This window comes from Micromonospora jinlongensis, assembly GCF_013410645.1.
Classification (GTDB): Bacteria; Actinomycetota; Actinomycetes; order Mycobacteriales; family Micromonosporaceae; genus Micromonospora; species Micromonospora zamorensis.
In genome coordinates this window covers 3522317-3539280 of sequence record NZ_JACCHK010000001.1, presented here as the reverse complement: position 1 = coordinate 3539280, position 16964 = coordinate 3522317, and the positions used below count along the sequence as shown (strand labels likewise).

General features: G+C 71.3%; 19 protein-coding genes. 10 read left to right on the top strand and 9 right to left on the bottom strand.

Features of this window, described 5'->3' with window-relative positions:
* The first annotated feature begins 27 nt into the window (after positions 1-27).
* The 4 genes from alr to ung all read left to right on the top strand — a co-directional run bounded on the left by alr (position 28) and on the right by ung (position 3494).
* Positions 28-1146 (top strand): alanine racemase, encoded by a 1119-nt coding sequence (gene alr / locus HNR22_RS15520; RefSeq protein WP_179780987.1) that lies wholly within the window; start codon positions 28-30, stop codon positions 1144-1146.
* A complete protein-coding gene (locus HNR22_RS15515; protein ID WP_179780986.1) occupies positions 1143-2246 on the top strand; it encodes an alpha/beta fold hydrolase in 1104 nt (367 codons plus the stop codon). The genes alr and HNR22_RS15515 overlap by 4 nt, the downstream gene beginning before the upstream one ends.
* On the top strand, positions 2243-2725 hold the full coding sequence (gene tsaE / locus HNR22_RS15510) for a tRNA (adenosine(37)-N6)-threonylcarbamoyltransferase complex ATPase subunit type 1 TsaE (protein WP_179780985.1): 483 nt from the start codon (positions 2243-2245) through the stop codon (positions 2723-2725). The genes HNR22_RS15515 and tsaE overlap by 4 nt, the downstream gene beginning before the upstream one ends.
* A 67-nt stretch (positions 2726-2792) precedes the next feature.
* A complete protein-coding gene (gene ung, locus HNR22_RS15505) occupies positions 2793-3494 on the top strand; it encodes a uracil-DNA glycosylase (RefSeq protein WP_179780984.1) in 702 nt (233 codons plus the stop codon).
* A 5-nt stretch (positions 3495-3499) separates the two neighbouring features.
* On the opposite strand, the gene HNR22_RS15500 is transcribed toward ung, so the two are convergent.
* The gene (locus tag HNR22_RS15500) at positions 3500-4204 is read right to left on the bottom strand and encodes a helix-turn-helix domain-containing protein (RefSeq protein ID WP_179780983.1); all 705 of its coding nucleotides are present in this window, start codon (positions 4202-4204) and stop codon (positions 3500-3502) included.
* 361 nt (positions 4205-4565) lie between these two features.
* Between HNR22_RS15500 and tsaB the strand changes: the two genes are divergently transcribed.
* From tsaB to HNR22_RS15480, 4 genes are read left to right on the top strand one after another with little or no spacing between them, the layout of a single operon-like run.
* On the top strand, positions 4566-5243 hold the full coding sequence (tsaB, locus tag HNR22_RS15495; RefSeq protein ID WP_179780982.1) for a tRNA (adenosine(37)-N6)-threonylcarbamoyltransferase complex dimerization subunit type 1 TsaB: 678 nt from the start codon (positions 4566-4568) through the stop codon (positions 5241-5243).
* On the top strand, positions 5240-5722 hold the full coding sequence (gene rimI, locus HNR22_RS15490; protein ID WP_179780981.1) for a ribosomal protein S18-alanine N-acetyltransferase: 483 nt from the start codon (positions 5240-5242) through the stop codon (positions 5720-5722). Before tsaB ends, rimI begins: the two co-directional genes overlap by 4 nt.
* A complete protein-coding gene (tsaD, locus tag HNR22_RS15485) occupies positions 5715-6761 on the top strand; it encodes a tRNA (adenosine(37)-N6)-threonylcarbamoyltransferase complex transferase subunit TsaD (RefSeq protein WP_179780980.1) in 1047 nt (348 codons plus the stop codon). Before rimI ends, tsaD begins: the two co-directional genes overlap by 8 nt.
* Before the next feature lie 14 nt (positions 6762-6775).
* The gene (locus HNR22_RS15480) at positions 6776-7030 is read left to right on the top strand and encodes a hypothetical protein (protein ID WP_179783570.1); all 255 of its coding nucleotides are present in this window, start codon (positions 6776-6778) and stop codon (positions 7028-7030) included.
* 31 nt (positions 7031-7061) lie between these two features.
* Here the strand turns inward: HNR22_RS15480 and HNR22_RS15475 are convergent, their stop codons facing one another.
* The 8 genes from HNR22_RS15475 to HNR22_RS15440 form a co-directional block, all read right to left on the bottom strand.
* Positions 7062-7805, bottom strand: coding sequence for a DUF4142 domain-containing protein (locus HNR22_RS15475; protein WP_179780979.1), 744 nt, complete (start codon positions 7803-7805; stop codon positions 7062-7064).
* A 125-nt stretch (positions 7806-7930) separates the two neighbouring features.
* A complete protein-coding gene (locus tag HNR22_RS15470; protein WP_179780978.1) occupies positions 7931-8221 on the bottom strand; it encodes a DUF1707 domain-containing protein in 291 nt (96 codons plus the stop codon).
* 19 nt (positions 8222-8240) lie between these two features.
* Positions 8241-9422: an ROK family protein gene (locus HNR22_RS15465; RefSeq protein WP_088950177.1), complete on the bottom strand. Its 1182-nt coding sequence runs from the start codon at positions 9420-9422 to the stop codon at positions 8241-8243.
* A 20-nt stretch (positions 9423-9442) separates the two neighbouring features.
* Complete coding sequence (locus tag HNR22_RS15460; RefSeq protein WP_179780977.1) at positions 9443-10705, bottom strand: sugar ABC transporter permease; 1263 nt, start codon at positions 10703-10705, stop codon at positions 9443-9445.
* Positions 10702-11520 carry an ATP-binding cassette domain-containing protein gene (locus tag HNR22_RS15455; protein ID WP_179780976.1) on the bottom strand — a complete coding sequence of 273 codons (819 nt, stop codon included), beginning with the start codon at positions 11518-11520 and terminating at the stop codon, positions 10702-10704. The genes HNR22_RS15460 and HNR22_RS15455 overlap by 4 nt, the downstream gene beginning before the upstream one ends.
* A gap of 115 nt (positions 11521-11635) precedes the next feature.
* Positions 11636-12730 carry a sugar ABC transporter substrate-binding protein gene (locus tag HNR22_RS15450; RefSeq protein WP_179780975.1) on the bottom strand — a complete coding sequence of 365 codons (1095 nt, stop codon included), beginning with the start codon at positions 12728-12730 and terminating at the stop codon, positions 11636-11638.
* Between the two features lie 179 nt (positions 12731-12909).
* Entirely contained in the window at positions 12910-13389 is a 480-nt protein-coding gene (gene ybaK, locus HNR22_RS15445) for a Cys-tRNA(Pro) deacylase (RefSeq protein ID WP_179780974.1), read from the bottom strand.
* A gap of 10 nt (positions 13390-13399) precedes the next feature.
* The gene (locus HNR22_RS15440; protein WP_179780973.1) at positions 13400-14596 is read right to left on the bottom strand and encodes a THUMP-like domain-containing protein; all 1197 of its coding nucleotides are present in this window, start codon (positions 14594-14596) and stop codon (positions 13400-13402) included.
* A gap of 259 nt (positions 14597-14855) precedes the next feature.
* Between HNR22_RS15440 and groES the strand changes: the two genes are divergently transcribed.
* Both groES and groL read left to right on the top strand, forming a co-directional pair.
* On the top strand, positions 14856-15170 hold the full coding sequence (gene groES, locus HNR22_RS15435; RefSeq protein ID WP_030330046.1) for a co-chaperone GroES: 315 nt from the start codon (positions 14856-14858) through the stop codon (positions 15168-15170).
* A 70-nt stretch (positions 15171-15240) separates the two neighbouring features.
* On the top strand, positions 15241-16881 hold the full coding sequence (gene groL, locus HNR22_RS15430) for a chaperonin GroEL (protein WP_179780972.1): 1641 nt from the start codon (positions 15241-15243) through the stop codon (positions 16879-16881).
* Positions 16882-16964: the final 83 nt, after the last annotated feature.

Sequence of the window (16964 nt, the reverse complement as noted above, 5' to 3'; positions counted from 1 at the left end):
GATCACGGCGGAAAGTAGGCTGGGCGTATGTGGCAGGCCGAGGTACGCGTCGATCTTGACGCGATCCGCGAAAACGTGAGCAGGCTCCGCTCCGGCACCAGCGCCGAGTTGATGGCCGTGGTGAAGGGCGACGGGTACGGCCATGGCATGCTTCCGGCCGCCCGCGCCGCGCTCGACGCCGGCGCGGACTGGCTCGGTGTCTGCACCCTCGACGAGGCGCTCACCCTGCGGCGGGCCGGAGTGACAGTGCCGGTGCTGGCCTGGCTGCTCGCGCCGGGGTTGCCCCTGCACGAGGGGGTCACCGCCGGGGTGGACCTGGGCGCGGCCAGCCTGCCGCAGCTGGACGAGATGATCGGGGCGAGCCGGCTCGCCGGGCGCCCCGCCCGCCTGCACCTGAAGATCGACACCGGGCTGTCGCGGGGCGGGGCGACCGTCGCGGACTGGCCGGCGCTGCTGGACGCCGCCGCGAAGGCGCAGGCCGACGGCCTGGTCGAGGTGGTCGGCGTGTGGAGCCACTTCGTGTACGCGGACAGCCCCGGCCACCCCACCACCGATCGCCAACTGGCCGTCTTCCACGAGGGGCTGGCCATGGTCGAGCGGGCCGGGCTGCGCCCGCGCTGGCGGCACCTCGCCAACTCCGCTGCCACCCTGACCCGCCCGGACACCCACTTCGACCTGGTCCGCCCCGGTCTGGCCATCTACGGGCTCTCCCCCGTGGCCGGTGAGACGTACGGGCTGCGGCCGGCCATGACCGCGCGCGCCCGGGTGATGCTCACCAAGCGGGTGCCCGCCGGCACCGGCGTCTCCTACGGGCACGCCTACACCACGGAGGCGGACGCGAACCTGGCCGTGGTGCCGCTCGGGTACGCCGACGGGGTTCCCCGGCACGCGTCCAACACCGGCCCGGTGCAGCTCGCCGGCGCACGGCGGACGATCTCGGGACGGGTCTGCATGGACCAGTTCGTGATCGACTGCGGCGACGACCCGGTGGCCGACGGCGACGTGGCGACCCTGTTCGGCAGCGGCGCCGACGGTGAGCCGACCGCCGACGACTGGGCCGAGGCGGTCGGCACGATCAACTACGAGATCGTCACCCGGTTCGGCAGCACGCGCGTGCCTCGGATCTATGACGGCGAGCGGCCATGAGCTACCGCATTCCGCGTCCGCGGACCGCGGCGGGCCGGGTCGCGGGGATCCTCGGGGCCGCGGTCGGGGTCGCGGCGGCGGGCCTGGCGGCCGGCGTCGCGACCGAGCGCACCCTGGTCCGCCGGCTCAAGGCGGACCCGGCCGACCGCTACGCGCACGAGGCGTTCGGCGAGCAGCGGTACGACGAGGCGTTCCGTCTGGAGCTGCCGGACGGCACGGACATCCACGTCGAGGTGGTCGAGCCGACCAGACCGGTGCCGGGACATCCGACGGTGGTGCTGGTGCACGGCTTCTGCCTGGACATGGGGACGTTCCACTTCCAGCGCCAGATGCTCGCGGCCCGAGGTGACTACCGGGTAGTGGCGTACGACCAGCCCGGTCACGGTCGGTCCGGCCGGTTGGAGACCGGGGAGTACGACCTCGCGGTGCTCGGCCGAACGCTGCGCCAGGTGATCGACCGCACCGCCCCGGACGGGCCGCTGGTGCTGGTCGGTCACTCGATGGGCGGCATGACCATCATGGCGTTCGCCGAGTTGTTCCCGGAGCTGTTCGGTGACCGGGTGGTGGGCACGGTCCTGATGGCCACCTCGGGCGGGCTCGTCGCCGAGACCAAGCTGGTCGCGCCCGCGCTGCTCGGCCGGGTCGGCGGCCCGGTGCTGTACATGGTCAGCAACGCCACCCGGTACGGCGGGCCGGTGATCGACAAGGCCCGCAAGTCGACGTCGAACGTGGCCTGGCTGCTGACCCGCAAGTACGGCTTCGGCACCCGCAAGCCGAGCCCCGCACTTGTGTCCTATGTGGAGATGATGAACTCCCGGACGTCGGCCGACACGGTGACCCGCTACCTGCGGACTCTGGCCACCCACTCGCGCTTCCCGGCTCTCGCGGCGTTGGCCGCGACGCCGGTGCTGGTGGTGGTCGGCGACAAGGACATGATCACTCCGGTGACCCACTCGGAGGAGATCGTCCGGCGGCTGCCGCACGCCGAGTTCGTCAAGATCAAAGATAGTGGACACGTGGTGATGCTGGAGCACGCCGACGAGGTCAACGCCGCGCTCGCGCGGTTCCTCGAATCACTCGCAGAGCCGGAGGAACGGTGAGTCACGTCGTCAAGCTGCCGACCGTCGAGGACACCCGGGAGTTCGGCCGACGCCTGGCTGGGCTGCTGCGCGCCGGCGACCTGGTGCTGCTGACCGGCCCGCTGGGCGCCGGCAAGACCGCGCTCACCCAGGGCGTCGGCGCCGGGCTCGGTGTTCTCGGCGACATCACCTCGCCGACGTTCGTGATCGCCCGGGTGCACCGCCCGGATCCGGCCCGGGGCGGCCTGGTCGCCCTGGTGCACGCGGACGCGTACCGGCTGGGCGCCGCCACCGACCCCCGCGCCGAGATCGACGACCTGGACCTCGACGCATCGGTCGAGGACTCGGTGACCGTGGTGGAGTGGGGTGAAGGCCTGGTGGAGCAGTTGGTCGACGCGCACCTGCGGGTCCGGATCGACCGCCGCGACGACGACACCCGCATCGTCGAGCTGGACCCGATCGGTGGCGACTGGGCCCGTCGGCTCGCCGACCTGGGCTAGGGCGGTCCCTGTCGTACCCGATGCCTAGAGTGCGGGGGACCGACCCGCGCTGTGTGAGAGGTTCCTGATGCCCGACGACGCCCCCGCCCTGGATCTGCTGGCCCTGCTGCCGGAGCAGTGGCGTGCCGTGCTCACCCCGCACCTCCATCTGGCGCGCACCGCCGCGCTGGCCGAGTTCGTCGCTCGGGAATACGCGACGCAGACCGTCTTCCCTCCCCTGGAGGACCTGTTCTCGGCCTACCGGCTCTGCCCGCCGCAGGACACCCGGGTGCTGATCCTCGGGCAGGACCCCTACCACCGGGCCGGGCAGGCGCACGGGTTGAGCTTCAGCGTCCGCGACGGCGTGACGGTGCCGCCGTCGTTGCGCAACGTCTTCAAGGAGCTGGGCGAGGACGTCGGCGTTCCCAAGCCGCGCAGCGGCAACCTCGACGGGTGGGCCGCCCAGGGCGTGCTGCTGCTCAACGCGGTGCTGACGGTCCGTCAGGCCACCCCGGGCTCGCACGCCAACGCCGGCTGGGAGGAGTTCACCGACGCCACCATCCGGGCACTGGACGCCTCGTCGGACCGGGTGGTCTTCCTGCTCTGGGGCGGCTACGCCCGCAAGAAGGCGGCCCTGGTCACCAACCCGCAGCACGTCGTGCTGGAGGCCGGCCACCCCAGCCCGATGAACCCGCGTGGCTTCCTCGGCAGCCGCCCGTTCAGCGCGGCCAACAAGGCGCTCGCCGACGCCGGCCTGCCCACCATCGACTGGGAGCGCACCGCCGGCTGACGAGGTCAGCTTCCGCTGCCCAGCTGCCGGTCCCGGTAGCGGCGCAACAGCTCGCCGGCGCGCGGATCGGTCAGCTCCAACTCGACGAGCGGCACCACCTGGTAACCCCGACCGCCGTGGCGCACCTCGATCGTCTCGGGCAGCTCGTCGCACATCGTGGCCCTGATCTCGCCGTACCGGGTCGACCATCGGTGCTCGCCCGGCTCCTCGGGCTCCAACCACACACCGCCGAACTCGCCCCAGCGAGCGTTCCACCGCTGGCCGTAGTTCCTTTCCAGCCAGCGGGTCAACACCTTCGAGTCCTGCCATCGCACGGCGATCTCCAGCGCGTCCACCGGCACCGGCGCGCCCTGCAACAGGGCAGCCGTACTCCCGGTGATCACCTGTGGGAGGTCGCTGAGCCGGTCCAGCAGCCGATCCAGGCCCATCTCGTCGATCCGCTCGGCGATCGGCCGGGCGACCAGGTCATCCATCCGGGCGTCGAGGTGCGCGTCCAGCGTCTCCACCCCGACAACCAGCTGCACATCCATCGCGGCGAGCAACCCTTCAAGCATGGCGATGCTGGGTGCGCGCCCGCCGCGTTCGATCCGGGCGACGGTCGCCTGACTGGTGTCGGCCAATTCGGCCAGCTCGCACTGGCTCAGCCCGCGCAACTGCCGTTGCTGGTGAATGACGGTGCCGAGCAGAGTGCCGAGACGGGTGGATGGCATTTCGGGATCGTGGACCACGCTGGCCGTAGCCGGCACCGCTGAGGCGGATTCACGACTGGCCGGCCCTCGTGCGGGTTCGCTTGACGAACGGGCGATGTGTGGCGGTTACCGGCCGTTTCCCTGTTGAGCGCTATACCTGTGGGTCATAAATATGACCCACAGGTATAGCGCTTGTTGAGGCATCCGCCGCCAGGCCGGAGCGGTCGGGCCGGGAAGGGGTGAACGGGGGCGCGTGGCCGGAACGGTGGCGTGTCGGCGCGCGACCGGGCCGCCGCGTGACCGAGGCTGTGGCGTGACCGAGGCTGTGGCGGGGGCGGGGCGTGACCGGGGGGCTCCGGCGGGGCGGCTAGGCTGGCTAACCGTGCTCGTACTCGTGGTGGACAGTTCGACCCCTGCGGTGACCGCAGCGCTGGTGGAGGTCTCGGTGGACGATGTCGTGTCCCGGGCGCACCGGTGCACGGTCGATGCCCGCGCGCACGGCGAACTGCTCGCTCCCCAGGTGGACGCGGTCCTCGCCGACGCCGACGCGCGCCCACGTGACCTGAGCGCCATCGTCGCCGGGCTCGGCCCGGGGCCGTTCACCGGGCTGCGGGTCGGCCTGGTCACCGCCGCGACGATGGGTCAGGTGCTCGGCATCCCCACGTACGGCGTCTGCTCGCTGGACGCCATCGGCTACCCGGCGGCGTCCGGCGAGCCGGTGCTGGCCGCCAGCGATGCCCGGCGCAAGGAGCTCTACTGGGCCGTCTACGACGGTGCGGGCCAGCGGATCGTCGGGCCTGAGGTGTCCACGCCGTCGGTGGCCGCGGCCCGCGCCCGGGAGTTGGGCGCGACGATCGCGGTCGGAGACGGGGCACACCGGTACGCCGAGATCCTGGACCTGCCCGTCCGGGTCGAGCCCAGGTACCCGGACGCCACCGTGCTGGCGCTGCTCGCCGCCGAGCGGATCCGGGCGGGTGCGTCCAGTGAGCGGCTCACCCCGCTCTACCTGCGCCGTCCCGACGCGGTGGCGGCTACCGGCCGCAAACCGGTCCTGCCATGACAGCGGTACGGCTCGTCCCGTTCCGCTGGTGGCACATCGACGACGTGCTGCCGATCGAGGCGGACCTATTCGGCGCCGAGCAGTGGTCGCCCGGCATGTTCTGGAGCGAGCTGGCGAACGGGCACCACTACCGGGTCGCCGTCGACGGGGATGGCGCGGTGCTCGGTTACGCCGGTCTCGCCGGGGCTCCTCCGGACGAGGTGTGGGTGCAGAACATCGCCGTCCGCCGGGACGCCCAGCGGCGCGGCGTGGGCCGCGTCCTGTTGGAGGAACTACTCGCCGAGGCGGCCCGGCGTGACGCCCGCAGCACCCTGCTGGAGGTCGCCGTGGACAACGCCGCCGCCCAGCGGCTCTACGCGACGTACGGGTTCGAGCCGATCGGGGTGCGGCGCGGCTACTACCAACCGAGCAACACCGACGCGCTGGTCATGCGGCGCGACGCCGAGCCGACCGGGGACGGACCACACGACCATGGCTGACGAACCGCTGATCCTGGGTATCGAGACCTCCTGCGACGAGACCGGCGTCGGCATCGTGCGGGGGCACACCCTGCTGGCCGACGCGCTCGCCTCCAGCGTCGAGGAGCACGCCCGATTCGGGGGTGTGGTGCCCGAGGTGGCCAGCCGGGCACACCTGGAGGCCATCGTGCCCACCATGGACCGGGCCCTGACCGAGGCCGGCGTCACCCTGGCCGACATCGACGCGATCGCGGTCACCTCCGGGCCTGGCCTGGCCGGCGCGCTGCTGGTCGGTGTCGCCGCCGCCAAGGGGTACGCGCTCGCCGCCGAGAAGCCCGTGTACGGCGTGAACCATCTTGCCGCCCACGTCGCGGTGGACACCCTTGAGCACGGCCCACTGCCCGAACCCGCCATCGCGCTGCTGGTGTCCGGCGGTCACTCGTCCCTGCTGCTCGTCGACGACCTGGCCCGGGGCGTCACCCCGCTGGGCGCCACCATCGACGACGCCGCCGGTGAGGCGTTCGACAAGGTCGCCCGGCTGCTCGGCCTGCCCTTCCCGGGTGGCCCGCCGATCGACCGGGAGGCGCGGGCCGGCGACGCCGCCGCGATCGCCTTCCCACGCGGCCTGACCGCCGCCAAGGATCTCGCCGCCCACCGGTACGACTTCTCGTTCTCCGGCCTGAAGACGGCGGTGGCCCGGTGGGTCGAGGCACGCCAGCGTGCCGGTGAGCCGGTGCCGGTGGCCGACGTGTCCGCGTCCTTCCAGGAGGCGGTCTGTGACGTCCTGACCAGCAAGGCGCTCGCCGCCTGCCGCGCTCAGGGCATCGAGACCCTGGTGATCGGCGGGGGAGTGGCGGCGAACTCGCGGCTGCGGGCGATGGCCGAGCAGCGGGCCGAGAAGTACGGCATCCAGGTCCGGGTGCCCCGGCCGAAGCTCTGCACCGACAACGGTGCGATGGTGGCCGCGCTCGGTTCGCACCTGGTCGCGGCGGGGGTCGCGCCGAGCCGACTGGACCTGCCTGCCGATTCGGCACTGCCGTTGACCACGGTCAGCGTGTGACGGGGGCGGCGGACATGATCGTGCGGATGTGGGAGGCGCGCGCCGAGGCGTACGGCGTCGGCGACCTGATCACCTGGGTGTGCGACACCGCCCTGCCCGAGTTGGAGCACGACCCGCTGCACGTCTCCAGCGAGGTCTTCTCCTCCACCGACCATCGCGTGGTGGTCATCTCCAAGTGGCGCAGCAACCCGCGACCGCTGCCCGATCCGCCCGCCCTGCTGGTGGCCCGCGCTCCGCACTCCTGGGACTTCACCCAGGTCGACCGCTGACGCGAGCCACCAACGAGGCCATCACCGATGGTCAGCTGCGGCGCAGCATCCGGTAGGTGGCGATTCCACCGGTGCCCAGCGCGGCGAGGAAGACCAGCCAGACGACTGTGCTACTGACCCCGACCTGCGGGCCGGCGTTGGCCGCGGCGGCGGCCAACAGGCCGTCGTCACCGGGGGCGGGCAGCGCCGCCGGGGGCAGCTCCGGCCAGCGGACCAGGCCGGTGCTCTCCAGCATCTGCATGTGGTGCATGACGAAGCCGTTGGAGTCGTCGCAGAGCTTGCGGACGGTGGCGTCCCGGGTGCTGGCCCGTACCGCGCCGATCACCGGGAAGATCTTGCCGTGGGCGACCCGGAGCCGGGTGACGAAGATCTGGTCGAAGCGGGCGCCGGAGGCCTTCTGCATCTCCGCCAGCCAGCCCTTCTGCTCGGCCGTCGGCTCGCTGGGGATCGTCGCGCCCAGCTTGTTGGCCGCGTCGACGACGAGCTGGTCGAGCTTCTGGTGCTCACTGGCGATGCCGGCGCCGATCTCCCGTACCTTGGCCGACTGCCCCTTCTCGGCGGCCATCTGACCGGCTGGCATCTCCCACAGCCCCGCCAGCCGTACCCCATTGAGCAGTGTCATGTCGGCGGCGTTGAGCTGCTGCCCGCCGCCGGCGGGCGCGGCCATGGCCACGCCGGGCAGGACACCGATCCCCGCGACGATCGCGATGAGCAGCATCGCCGCTCGGTGGGTCCGGTTGCCCAGTCGGCGATGGGCGGATCTGAGCGGTGCCATGTCTGTGGTGCCTCCTCGGTCCGGACCGAAACGCGTCTGGACCGGACAGCCATACGCTCCCGGCTGCCCGTCCGCCCACTGATACGGACTGATCGCGCGATCAGTTCACCATTTGGCGACGCGGATCAGCGGGTGATGGCGAGGAAGCCACCGAGCAGCAGCAGAGTGAGCGCGGCGGCGGCGAAGAGCATCAGCAGCTCGCGGCGCCCGTGCCCGACGCCGTCGCCGGGCGGGTCGGACAGTGCCGGCAGATCGCGGGTCAGCGCGGCCAGGTCACCGAGGGTGCGTGCCGTCCACACTGCACCCGCCCGGTCGGAAAACTCGTCGAGGGTCAGCCGGCCCGCCGCAGTGTGCCGGTGCAGCTCGGCGACCACCCGGTTGCGGTCGTCGTCGGAGGCGCGCAGCTCGACATCCACGCCGGACAGCGTACGCGGATCAGCCCACGTCGAGGGGGTCGGCGAGGAGCCGTTCGAAGGCCAACTCGGCGGCCCCGATCAGGGGTGCGTCCGCGCCCAGCTTGGGCGTCCTCAGCCGGACGTGCTCCAGGCAGGCCCCGAGCGCGTTGGAGTTGAGCCGGCTGCGGATCTGGGCCGCCGCCGCGAGGTAGAGGTCGCGCATGGTGCCGCCGAAGATGACCATCTCGGGGTTGAAGATGTTCACCAGGTTGGCGACGCCGAAGCCGAGCCAGTCACCGGCCTGGCGGACCGCCGTCTGGGCCCGGGCGTCACCCCGGTCGGCGGCGTCGAAGACGGCCAGCAGAGCGTCGCGGCCCCGGGCATCGGAGCGTCCGGCAGCGCGCAGCAGACCGTGCTCGCCGATCTCGGTCTCCCAGCAACCCCGGGAGCCGCACTCACAGGGCCGGCCGTCGCGCACCACCTTCATGTGGCCGACCTCGCCGCCGTAACCACCGTGCCCGGTCAGCCGACGCCCACCGGCGATGATGCCGGCACCCACGCCGACGTCTCCGTACAGGTAGAGGACGTTGTCGCAACCGGCCGCAACACCCCGTGCGTGCTCGGCGAACGCGGCGACGTCGGCCACGTTGCCCACCGTGACCGGCACGTCGATGCCCAACTCGTCGGCGAGGGCCGAGCCGATCGGCTCGTCCACCCAGCCGGTGGTGGGGCCGAGTCGGACCAGGCCGTCGTCCCGGCGGACCATGCCGCAGACCGCGACGCCGGCGCCGACGCAGATCGCGTCGGCCGGCACCAACTGCTGCATCTCCTTGACCGCGCCGGCCAGCAGTGGCGCGGCCTCCGCGGCCAGTAGCCCGCGTGGTCTGTCCAGGTCGCGACGGTCCAGGACCGCCCCGCCCAACCCGATCCGGGCGGCGCGCAGTCGGTCCACCTCCACCGAGTACGCGTACGCGTAGACCCGGGCCGACTCGGGCCGGACGACCAGTGACGGTCGCCCGGCCCGGCCGGTCTCCTTCGGCGCGCCTTCGCTGACCAGCCCCACCGCGGACAGGTCGGCGGTGAGCGCGCCGATGGTGCTGCGGTTGAGGCCCAGCGTGGTGGTCAGTTCGGCGCGTGTGGTCGCCCCGTGGACGTGCACATGCCTCAGCAGAGCCCCGAGGTTCTGCCGTCGGACGTCGTCCTGGCTCGGTCCTGGGCGCATCGTGGTGCTACCTCCCGCGGTCAGCGGGTGCCGGTGGCTGCCGCGCGGCGACGGGAGAGCGCGTCGACGCTGGCGGCGAGCAGCAGCACGACGCCGGTGACCACGTACTTGACTCCCGCGCTGTAACCCATCAGGCCCATTCCGTTTTCGATGACCGCGACCACCGCGCCGCCGAGTACGGCGTCGAGGACGCGGCCCTTGCCACCGAAGAGGCTGGTGCCGCCGATCACCGCTGCGCCGACCGCGTAGAGCAGTACGTTACTGCCCCCGGTGTTGGGGTCGACCGAGTTGGCCCGGCTGGCCGCCACGATGCCACCGATGGCGGCCATGGACGAACAGATCACGAAGACGGAGATCCGGATCCGGTCGACGTCGATGCCGGCCCGGCGGGCGGCTTCCCGGTTGCCGCCCACGGCGTAGATGTGCCGGCCGTAGCTGGTGCGTTGCAGCACGAAGGTCCAGATGACGAGCAGCACCGCGATGATCGGCACCACGATCGGCACACCCTTGAGCGAGACGATCAGGACGTTGCGGCTGCGCTCCAGGTTGAGCACGTACACCGCGGTTCCGAGGATGACGGCGAGCCCGCCGATCCGCAACGCCACCACCGCGATCGGGTCGGTGATCAGCCCACGCGCCACCCGGTTGCGGTGGCGCAGCAGTTGCACCGCCGCGTAGCCGATGACCGCGAGGGCGGTCAGCGCCCAGCCCAGCGTGGGGGCGAGGTTGCGGTTGGCGATGGAGACCAGCACCTCGTCGCGGACGGAGATGTTGGTGCCCTCCTTCACGAGCAGGAGCACGACGCCCTGGAAGGCGAGGAAGCCGGCGAGGGTGACCACGAAGGACGGGATGCCGATTTTCGCGACGAGCATGCCGAGCGTGGTGCCGATGACCACACCGGTGGCGACGGCGGCGAGCACGGCGACCCACCACGGGTAGCCGAGCACGGTGACCACATTGGCCAGCACCGCCGCGCAGACGCCGCTGGCGAAGCCGGCGGAGAGGTCGATCTCGCCGAGCAGCAGCACGAAGACCAGGCCCATCGCGATCAGCGTGACCGCCGCGCCCTGGGTGAAGAGGTTGGCGAAGTTGCCGGCCGACAGGAACGACGACGGCCGCATGATCGCGAAGACGGTGCAGAGCACGATCAGGCCGAGTACGGCCGGTAGCGCGCCGACGTCGCCACCGCGTACCCGACTGAAGTAGTTGCGGACGTGGCCTCCGACGGTCGGCGCGGGTGTGACGGCCGCGGGGCCGTCCTTCCGCACGGCGGTGGTGGTCATCGGACGCCTCCTGAGATCGAGTCGGCCGGCTGCGGGCCGTCGCCGTTGCTGCCCGGGTCGGTGGCGAGGCCGAGCCCGCCCGAGCGTCCGGCGGTGATCAGCTCGACCACCTGGGCGTGGGTGATGTCGGTGGTCTTCACCTGGGCGACCATCTGGCCGAGGTACAGCGCGGCGATCCGGTCGGAGACGGCGAAGACGTCGTTCATGTTGTGCGAGATGAGCACCACGGCCAGGCCGTTGTCGGCGAGGCGGCGGACCAGTTCTAGCACCTGCGCGGTCTGTGCCACGCCGAGCGCCGCGGTGGGCTCGTCCAGGATGACGAGCTTGCTGTTCCACAGCACCGCCTTGGCGATGGCCACGGTCTGGCGCTGGCCGCCGGAGAGGCTGGAGACGTGCTGACGCAGCGAGGTGACGGTGCGGATGGAGAGCCCCGCCAGCGTCTCGGCGGCGAGCTGTTCCATGGTCGGCTCGTCCAGGACGATGCCGCTGCGCCGCTCCCGGCCCAGGAACATGTTCTGCACGATGTCCAGGTTGTCGCAGAGCGCGAGGTCCTGGTAGACGACCTCGATGCCGAGCGTGGCGGCGTCGCGGGGGCTGCCAATGTGTACCGGTTCGCCGTTGAACAGGAACTCTCCGGCGTCGGTGGGGTGGATGCCGCTGATGCACTTCACCAGGGTCGACTTGCCGGCGCCGTTGTCACCGACCAGTGCGGTCACTTCGCCCGGGTGGACGGTCAGGGCGACGTCGCGGAGCACCTGGACGGGACCGAAGCTCTTGTCGATCCCGCGGAGTTCCAGCAGGGGGGTCGCGGACACGGGGGGTCTCCTTCGCAAGGGAGGTCGGGGCCCGTCCGGCGGGCGCCGCCCGGCACGGGAGGGGTGCTCCCGTGCCGGGCGGCGATGGTCGTCCCGGCGGGTGGTGCGGCGTCGGTCAGCTGATGCCGGCTTCGGCGCAGAACTTGGCGTACGCTGCGGTGCAGACCTGCTCCTTGGTCACGTAGCCGTCGGCGATGACGTCCTTGACGGTCTCCTTGGTGATGGCCTTCGGGGTGAGCAGCACCGAGGGGACGTCGCGGTTGCCCTCCGGGTCCTTCACCGTCTGGCCGGTGTCCTTCTTCTCACCCTTGGCGAGCGCGATGGCCAGGTCGGAGGCCGCCTTGGCCTCTTCCCGGACCGCCTTGTAGACGGTCATGCACTGGTCGCCGGCGAGGATGTTCTGCAGGCCCTCGGTGCTGGCGTCCTGCCCGGTCACCGGCACCTTGCCGTTGAGCTTGTTCTTCTTCAGGATCGAGATGGCCGCGTTGCCGAGACCGTCGTTGGCGGCCAGCACACCGTCGATCTTGCCGTTGGCCTTGGTGAGCTGCTGCTCGAAGATCGTCGCGGCCTGCGCGTTGTCCCACGCGGGCACCGCGTCCTCAGGGCCCTTGACGTACTCCTTGGCGTCGAACTTCGGCTTGAGCACCGAGTCGTAGCCGTTCTTGAACAGGGTGGCGTTGTTGTCGGTGGGGGAGCCGTTCAGGTACGCCACGACGGGGTTCTTGGCGCCCTTCTCGGTCAGGCACTTGGACAGACCCTCGCCCTGCAGCTTGCCGACGGTCTCGTTGTCGAAGCTGACGTAGTACTGGGCGGAGCCGCCCAGGGTGAGTCGGTCGTAGTCGATGGTGGCGACGCCCTGCGACTTGGCCTTGTCGAGCACGGCCTTGCCGGTGCCGGAGTCCAGGTTGACGATCATCAGGACGGTGACGCCGCCGGTGATCATCTGGTCGGCGATGGTCTGGAAGGCGGTCTTGTCGTTCTGAGCGTTCTGGATGTCGGACTGGACGCCGGCGGCCTTGAACGCCTCCTCCAGGAACCGCCGGTCCGCGGTCTCCCAGCGGACCGAGGACTTGCTGTCCGGGAGGATCACGCCGATCTTGGGAGTCTTGGCGGAGTCGGCCGAGCCGGAGCCGGAGTCATCGCTACAGGCGGTCAAGCCGCCGGTCGTGAGCAGGCCCACGGCGGCGATGGTGAGGATCCCCTTACGCATGTGCAGGGTCCTTTCGGAGGTGGGGGAGGTGTTGTTTTGTTGTGCCCGGCAACGTATTTCGCGTCACACCGGCTCCACAAGACCGCGCAGGTGCATAGTTTGTTGGGAGCGATAACAATTCAGCAACGCGACTGTTACTCCCCGGGTATCCCACGGGGGAGTCGACGTAACGAAGGCCGTCAGTGGGTCTGCAACGGCGCGGTGCGGGCGTCGGTCAGCGCCACCAGATCCGCTGCGGCCAGTTCGAGTTGCAGACCCCGCCGACCAGCCGAGACGTAGATCGTCGGGAATTTCAGCGCGGAGTCGTCCAGCACGGTGGGCAGCCGCCTGCGCTGCCCGAGCGGGCTGATCCCACCGCGTACGTAGCCGGTTGCCCGCTCGGCGACCGCCCGGTCGGCCAGCGTCGCCCGCTTGCCACCGACGGCCGCCGCGAGCGCCTTCAGATCCAGCTCGCCGGTGACCGGAACGACCGCCACGGTCAGTGCGCCGTCGACCTCGGTCACCAGCGACTTGAACACGCGCTCCGGTGGCACGCCGAGCGCCACCGCCACCAACGCGCCGTAGTTCGGGGCGTCCGGTGCCACCCGGTACGGATGGGTGCGGTGCGCCACCCCACGCTTGACCACCAGTGCCGTCGCCGGAGTGCCCTGTCCTGCCACACCGGCGACGCTAGTCGACCGGCCTACCGATCAGCACTGTCGGTGCGCCGGCGACCCGGGTGAGCACCAGGCTCGCCGCCTCGTCGCCGGCCAGCCGCAGGTCCCGCCGAAGCTGCTCCGGGGTGAGCGCGGAACCCCGCTTGAGGATCTCCACCCGGCCCACCCGACGGTCGCGCAGCAGCGCCCGCAGGCGCTTGAGCGAGAACGGCAGCACGTCGGTGATCTCCAGGCAGCGCGCGTACGGGGTGGGGGTCGGATGGTCGGCGTAGAGGTAGGCGATGCTCGGGTCGCCCAGAGTGGCGTCCAGTTCGGCGGCGAGTTCGGCGACGAGGTGCGCGCGGACCACCGCCGGGTCCGGGTCGTACAGGTAGCGACGCGGCGGCCCGACCGGCGCCTCGTCGGCACCCGAGCCGCTGAGCTGGTCGCGGCGGGTCTTGACGCCCTGCTGTCGGTAGAGGGTGGCGCGGCGGGGCACCTCCGCCAGGTCACCACACCACAGCGCGGCCTCGACCAGGTCGCCGTCGACACCGACCCACTCCGCCTCCGCGCCCGCCGGAATGAGCCTGTGGTCCAGCCCCGGCGCCACCTTCACCACGGTGCGCGGCACCCGCTCCGCCAGCCCGGTCACGAAGTCCCACGGAGGCGAGTAGGCGCGCGGGTCGAAGACCCGTCGCCCGGTGCCGGTGGTGCGGCGGGCAGGGTCGCAGAAGACCGCGTCGACCCGGGAGACGTCGAACGCGGTGGCATCCCCGCACTCGACAGTGAACAGGTCGGCCAGCCCGGCCGCCTCAGCGTTGGCGGCGGCCATGGCGGCGGTCACCGGGTCGGCCTCCACCCCGTACACCCGGATGCCGGTCCGGGCGGCGGCCAGCGCGTCGGCGCCGAGGCCGCACCCGAGGTCGGCCAGGGTGCGCACGCCGGCCGCGTGGAGCCGGGCGGCCCGACGGTCGGCGACCACCCGGCGGGTGGCCTGCTCCAGGCCGGGGCGGGTGAGGAACATCTCCGCGGCTGCCGGGCCGAACTTGCCGATCGCCCGGTGGCGCAGCTCAGCCTGGGTGAGCGCCGCCGCGGCCAGCGTCGGCGGCACCCCGGCCGCGCGCAACGCCGACGCCGCGGCCAGTGGATCACCGCCGGCCAGCCCGGCCGCCGCCGTGAGCGCGGCCGACCCCTCGGGGGTACGCAGCGCCGCCAGCTGATCGAGATCCACCCGGTCATTGTCCGGGTAGACCCGGAAATCCGGGCTGGCGGGGCGCGACTCGCTGGCACTCTCCTTGACGGAGTGCTAGCCACGGAATAACCTGCGATTAGCACTCTCACCCTGAGGGTGCCAGCTTCCGGGTCTCACGACCCGGGTGCGCACGCCAGGCGGACCGGCACCCGCGACGACGGCCCCGCCCGGTGGCATGAGGCAGATTGACGCTGGTCGGCCCCGCCGGCCAGCAACGAAACCAGTACCCCAGGAGGGTATGCCCGTGACTACCGCGACCAAGGTTGCGATCAAGCCGCTCGAGGACCGCATCGTGGTCCAGGCGAACGAGGCTGAGACCACCACTGCGTCGGGCATCGTGATCCCCGACACCGCCAAGGAGAAGCCGCAGGAGGGCACTGTCCTCGCTGTCGGCCCGGGCCGCGTCGACGACAACGGCAACCGGGTTCCGGTTGACGTGCAGGTCGGCGACACCGTCCTCTACTCGAAGTACGGCGGCACCGAGGTCAAGTACGCCGGCGAGGAGTACCTGGTGCTCTCCGCCCGCGACGTCCTCGCGGTCATCGAGAAGTAAGCAACCGATCAGTGCCACTGCCCCGGTCCGGCTCGCCGGGCCGGGGCAATGGCGCTTCGAAGGGACATTAATGGCGAAGATCCTGAGCTTCTCGGACGACGCCCGGCACCTGCTGGAGCACGGTGTCAACGCCCTCGCGGACGCGGTCAAGGTCACCCTCGGCCCGCGCGGGCGCAACGTCGTCCTGGACAAGAAATTCGGTGCGCCGACGATCACCAACGATGGTGTGACCATCGCCAAGGAGATCGAGCTCACCAACCCGTACGAGAACCTTGGCGCGCAGCTGGTCAAGGAGGTGGCGACCAAGACCAACGACGTCGCCGGCGACGGGACCACCACCGCGACCGTGCTGGCCCAGGCGATGGTTCGCGAGGGTCTGCGCAACGTGACCGCCGGGACCAACCCGGCCGGCCTCAAGCGGGGCATCGACGCGGCGGCCGCCAAGGTCTCCGAGGCGCTGCTCGGCCGTGCCGCCGATGTCACCAGCAAGGAGTCGATCGCGAACGTGGCGACGATCTCCGCGCAGGACGCCACGATCGGCGACCTGATCGCCGAGGCGATGGAGCGGGTCGGCCGCGACGGTGTCATCACCGTCGAGGAAGGCTCCATGCTCACCACCGAGCTGGACGTGACCGAGGGTCTCCAGTTCGACAAGGGCTTCATCTCGCCGAACTTCGTCACCGACCTGGAGAGCCAGGAGTCCGTCCTTGAGGACGCGTACATCCTGGTCACCACCCAGAAGATCTCGGCGATCGAAGAGCTGCTGCCGCTGCTGGAGAAGGTCCTGCAGAACAGCAAGCCCCTGCTGATCATCGCCGAGGACGTGGACGGCCAGGCGCTCTCCACCCTGGTGGTCAACTCGCTGCGCAAGACCCTCAAGGTCTGCGCGGTCAAGGCCCCGGGCTTCGGTGACCGGCGCAAGGCGATGCTCCAGGACATCGCGATCTCCACGGGCGCCGAGCTGGTCGCCCCGGAGCTGGGCTACAAGATCGACCAGGTCGGCCTGGAGGTGCTCGGCACCGCTCGGCGCGTCGTGGTCGACAAGGAGAACACCACGATCGTCGACGGCGGTGGCCAGAAGGCCGACGTTGCCGACCGGGTCGCCCAGATCCGCAAGGAAATCGAGGCCTCCGACTCCGACTGGGACCGGGAGAAGCTGGCCGAGCGGCTGGCGAAGCTCTCCGGTGGCATCGCCGTCATCAAGGCTGGCGCGGCCACCGAGGTCGAGATGAAGGAGCGCAAGCACCGCATCGAGGACGCCATCGCGGCGACCAAGGCTGCGGTCGAGGAGGGCACTGTGCCCGGCGGCGGCGCCGCCCTGGTGCAGATCCTCTCGGTCCTCGACGACGACCTGGGCTTCACCGGTGACGAGAAGGTCGGTGTCTCGGTCGTGCGCAAGGCGCTCGTCGAGCCGCTGCGCTGGATCGCGCAGAACGCCGGTCACGACGGCTATGTCGTGACGCAGAAGGTCGCCGACCTGGAGTGGGGCAACGGCCTCGACGCCGCCAAGGGCGAGTACGTCGACCTGGTCAAGGCCGGCATCATCGACCCGGTGAAGGTGACCCGCAACGCGGTCACCAACGCCGCCTCGATCGCTGGTCTGCTGCTCACCACGGAGAGCCTCGTGGTCGAGAAGCCGGAGCAGGCCGAGCCGGCCGCCGGCGGCGGCCACGGCCACGGTCACGGCCACCAGCACGGCCCGGGCTTCTGACCCGGTAGCGCCACCCGTTCCGGGGCACACCGTCGTACGGCGGTGTGCCCCGGCTCGTCTTGTGGGTCTCTTACCGACGCCGC

Excerpts from the sequence above, each read along its gene's own strand:
- ung (WP_179780984.1), top strand. The coding sequence starts at position 2,793 with ATGCCCGACGACGCCCCCGCCCTGGATCTGCTGGCCCTGCTGCCGGAG.
- groES (WP_030330046.1), top strand. The coding sequence starts at position 14,856 with ATGCCCGTGACTACCGCGACCAAGGTTGCGATCAAGCCGCTCGAGGAC.
- tsaD (WP_179780980.1), top strand. The coding sequence starts at position 5,715 with ATGGCTGACGAACCGCTGATCCTGGGTATCGAGACCTCCTGCGACGAG.
- HNR22_RS15515 (WP_179780986.1), top strand. The coding sequence starts at position 1,143 with ATGAGCTACCGCATTCCGCGTCCGCGGACCGCGGCGGGCCGGGTCGCG.
- HNR22_RS15460 (WP_179780977.1), bottom strand. The coding sequence starts at position 10,705 with ATGACCACCACCGCCGTGCGGAAGGACGGCCCCGCGGCCGTCACACCC.
- HNR22_RS15500 (WP_179780983.1), bottom strand. The coding sequence starts at position 4,204 with ATGCCATCCACCCGTCTCGGCACTCTGCTCGGCACCGTCATTCACCAG.
- alr (WP_179780987.1), top strand. The coding sequence starts at position 28 with ATGTGGCAGGCCGAGGTACGCGTCGATCTTGACGCGATCCGCGAAAAC.
- HNR22_RS15465 (WP_088950177.1), bottom strand. The coding sequence starts at position 9,422 with ATGCGCCCAGGACCGAGCCAGGACGACGTCCGACGGCAGAACCTCGGG.
- HNR22_RS15475 (WP_179780979.1), bottom strand. The coding sequence starts at position 7,805 with ATGGCACCGCTCAGATCCGCCCATCGCCGACTGGGCAACCGGACCCAC.
- groL (WP_179780972.1), top strand. The coding sequence starts at position 15,241 with ATGGCGAAGATCCTGAGCTTCTCGGACGACGCCCGGCACCTGCTGGAG.
- HNR22_RS15450 (WP_179780975.1), bottom strand. The coding sequence starts at position 12,730 with ATGCGTAAGGGGATCCTCACCATCGCCGCCGTGGGCCTGCTCACGACC.
- HNR22_RS15480 (WP_179783570.1), top strand. The coding sequence starts at position 6,776 with ATGATCGTGCGGATGTGGGAGGCGCGCGCCGAGGCGTACGGCGTCGGC.
- rimI (WP_179780981.1), top strand. The coding sequence starts at position 5,240 with ATGACAGCGGTACGGCTCGTCCCGTTCCGCTGGTGGCACATCGACGAC.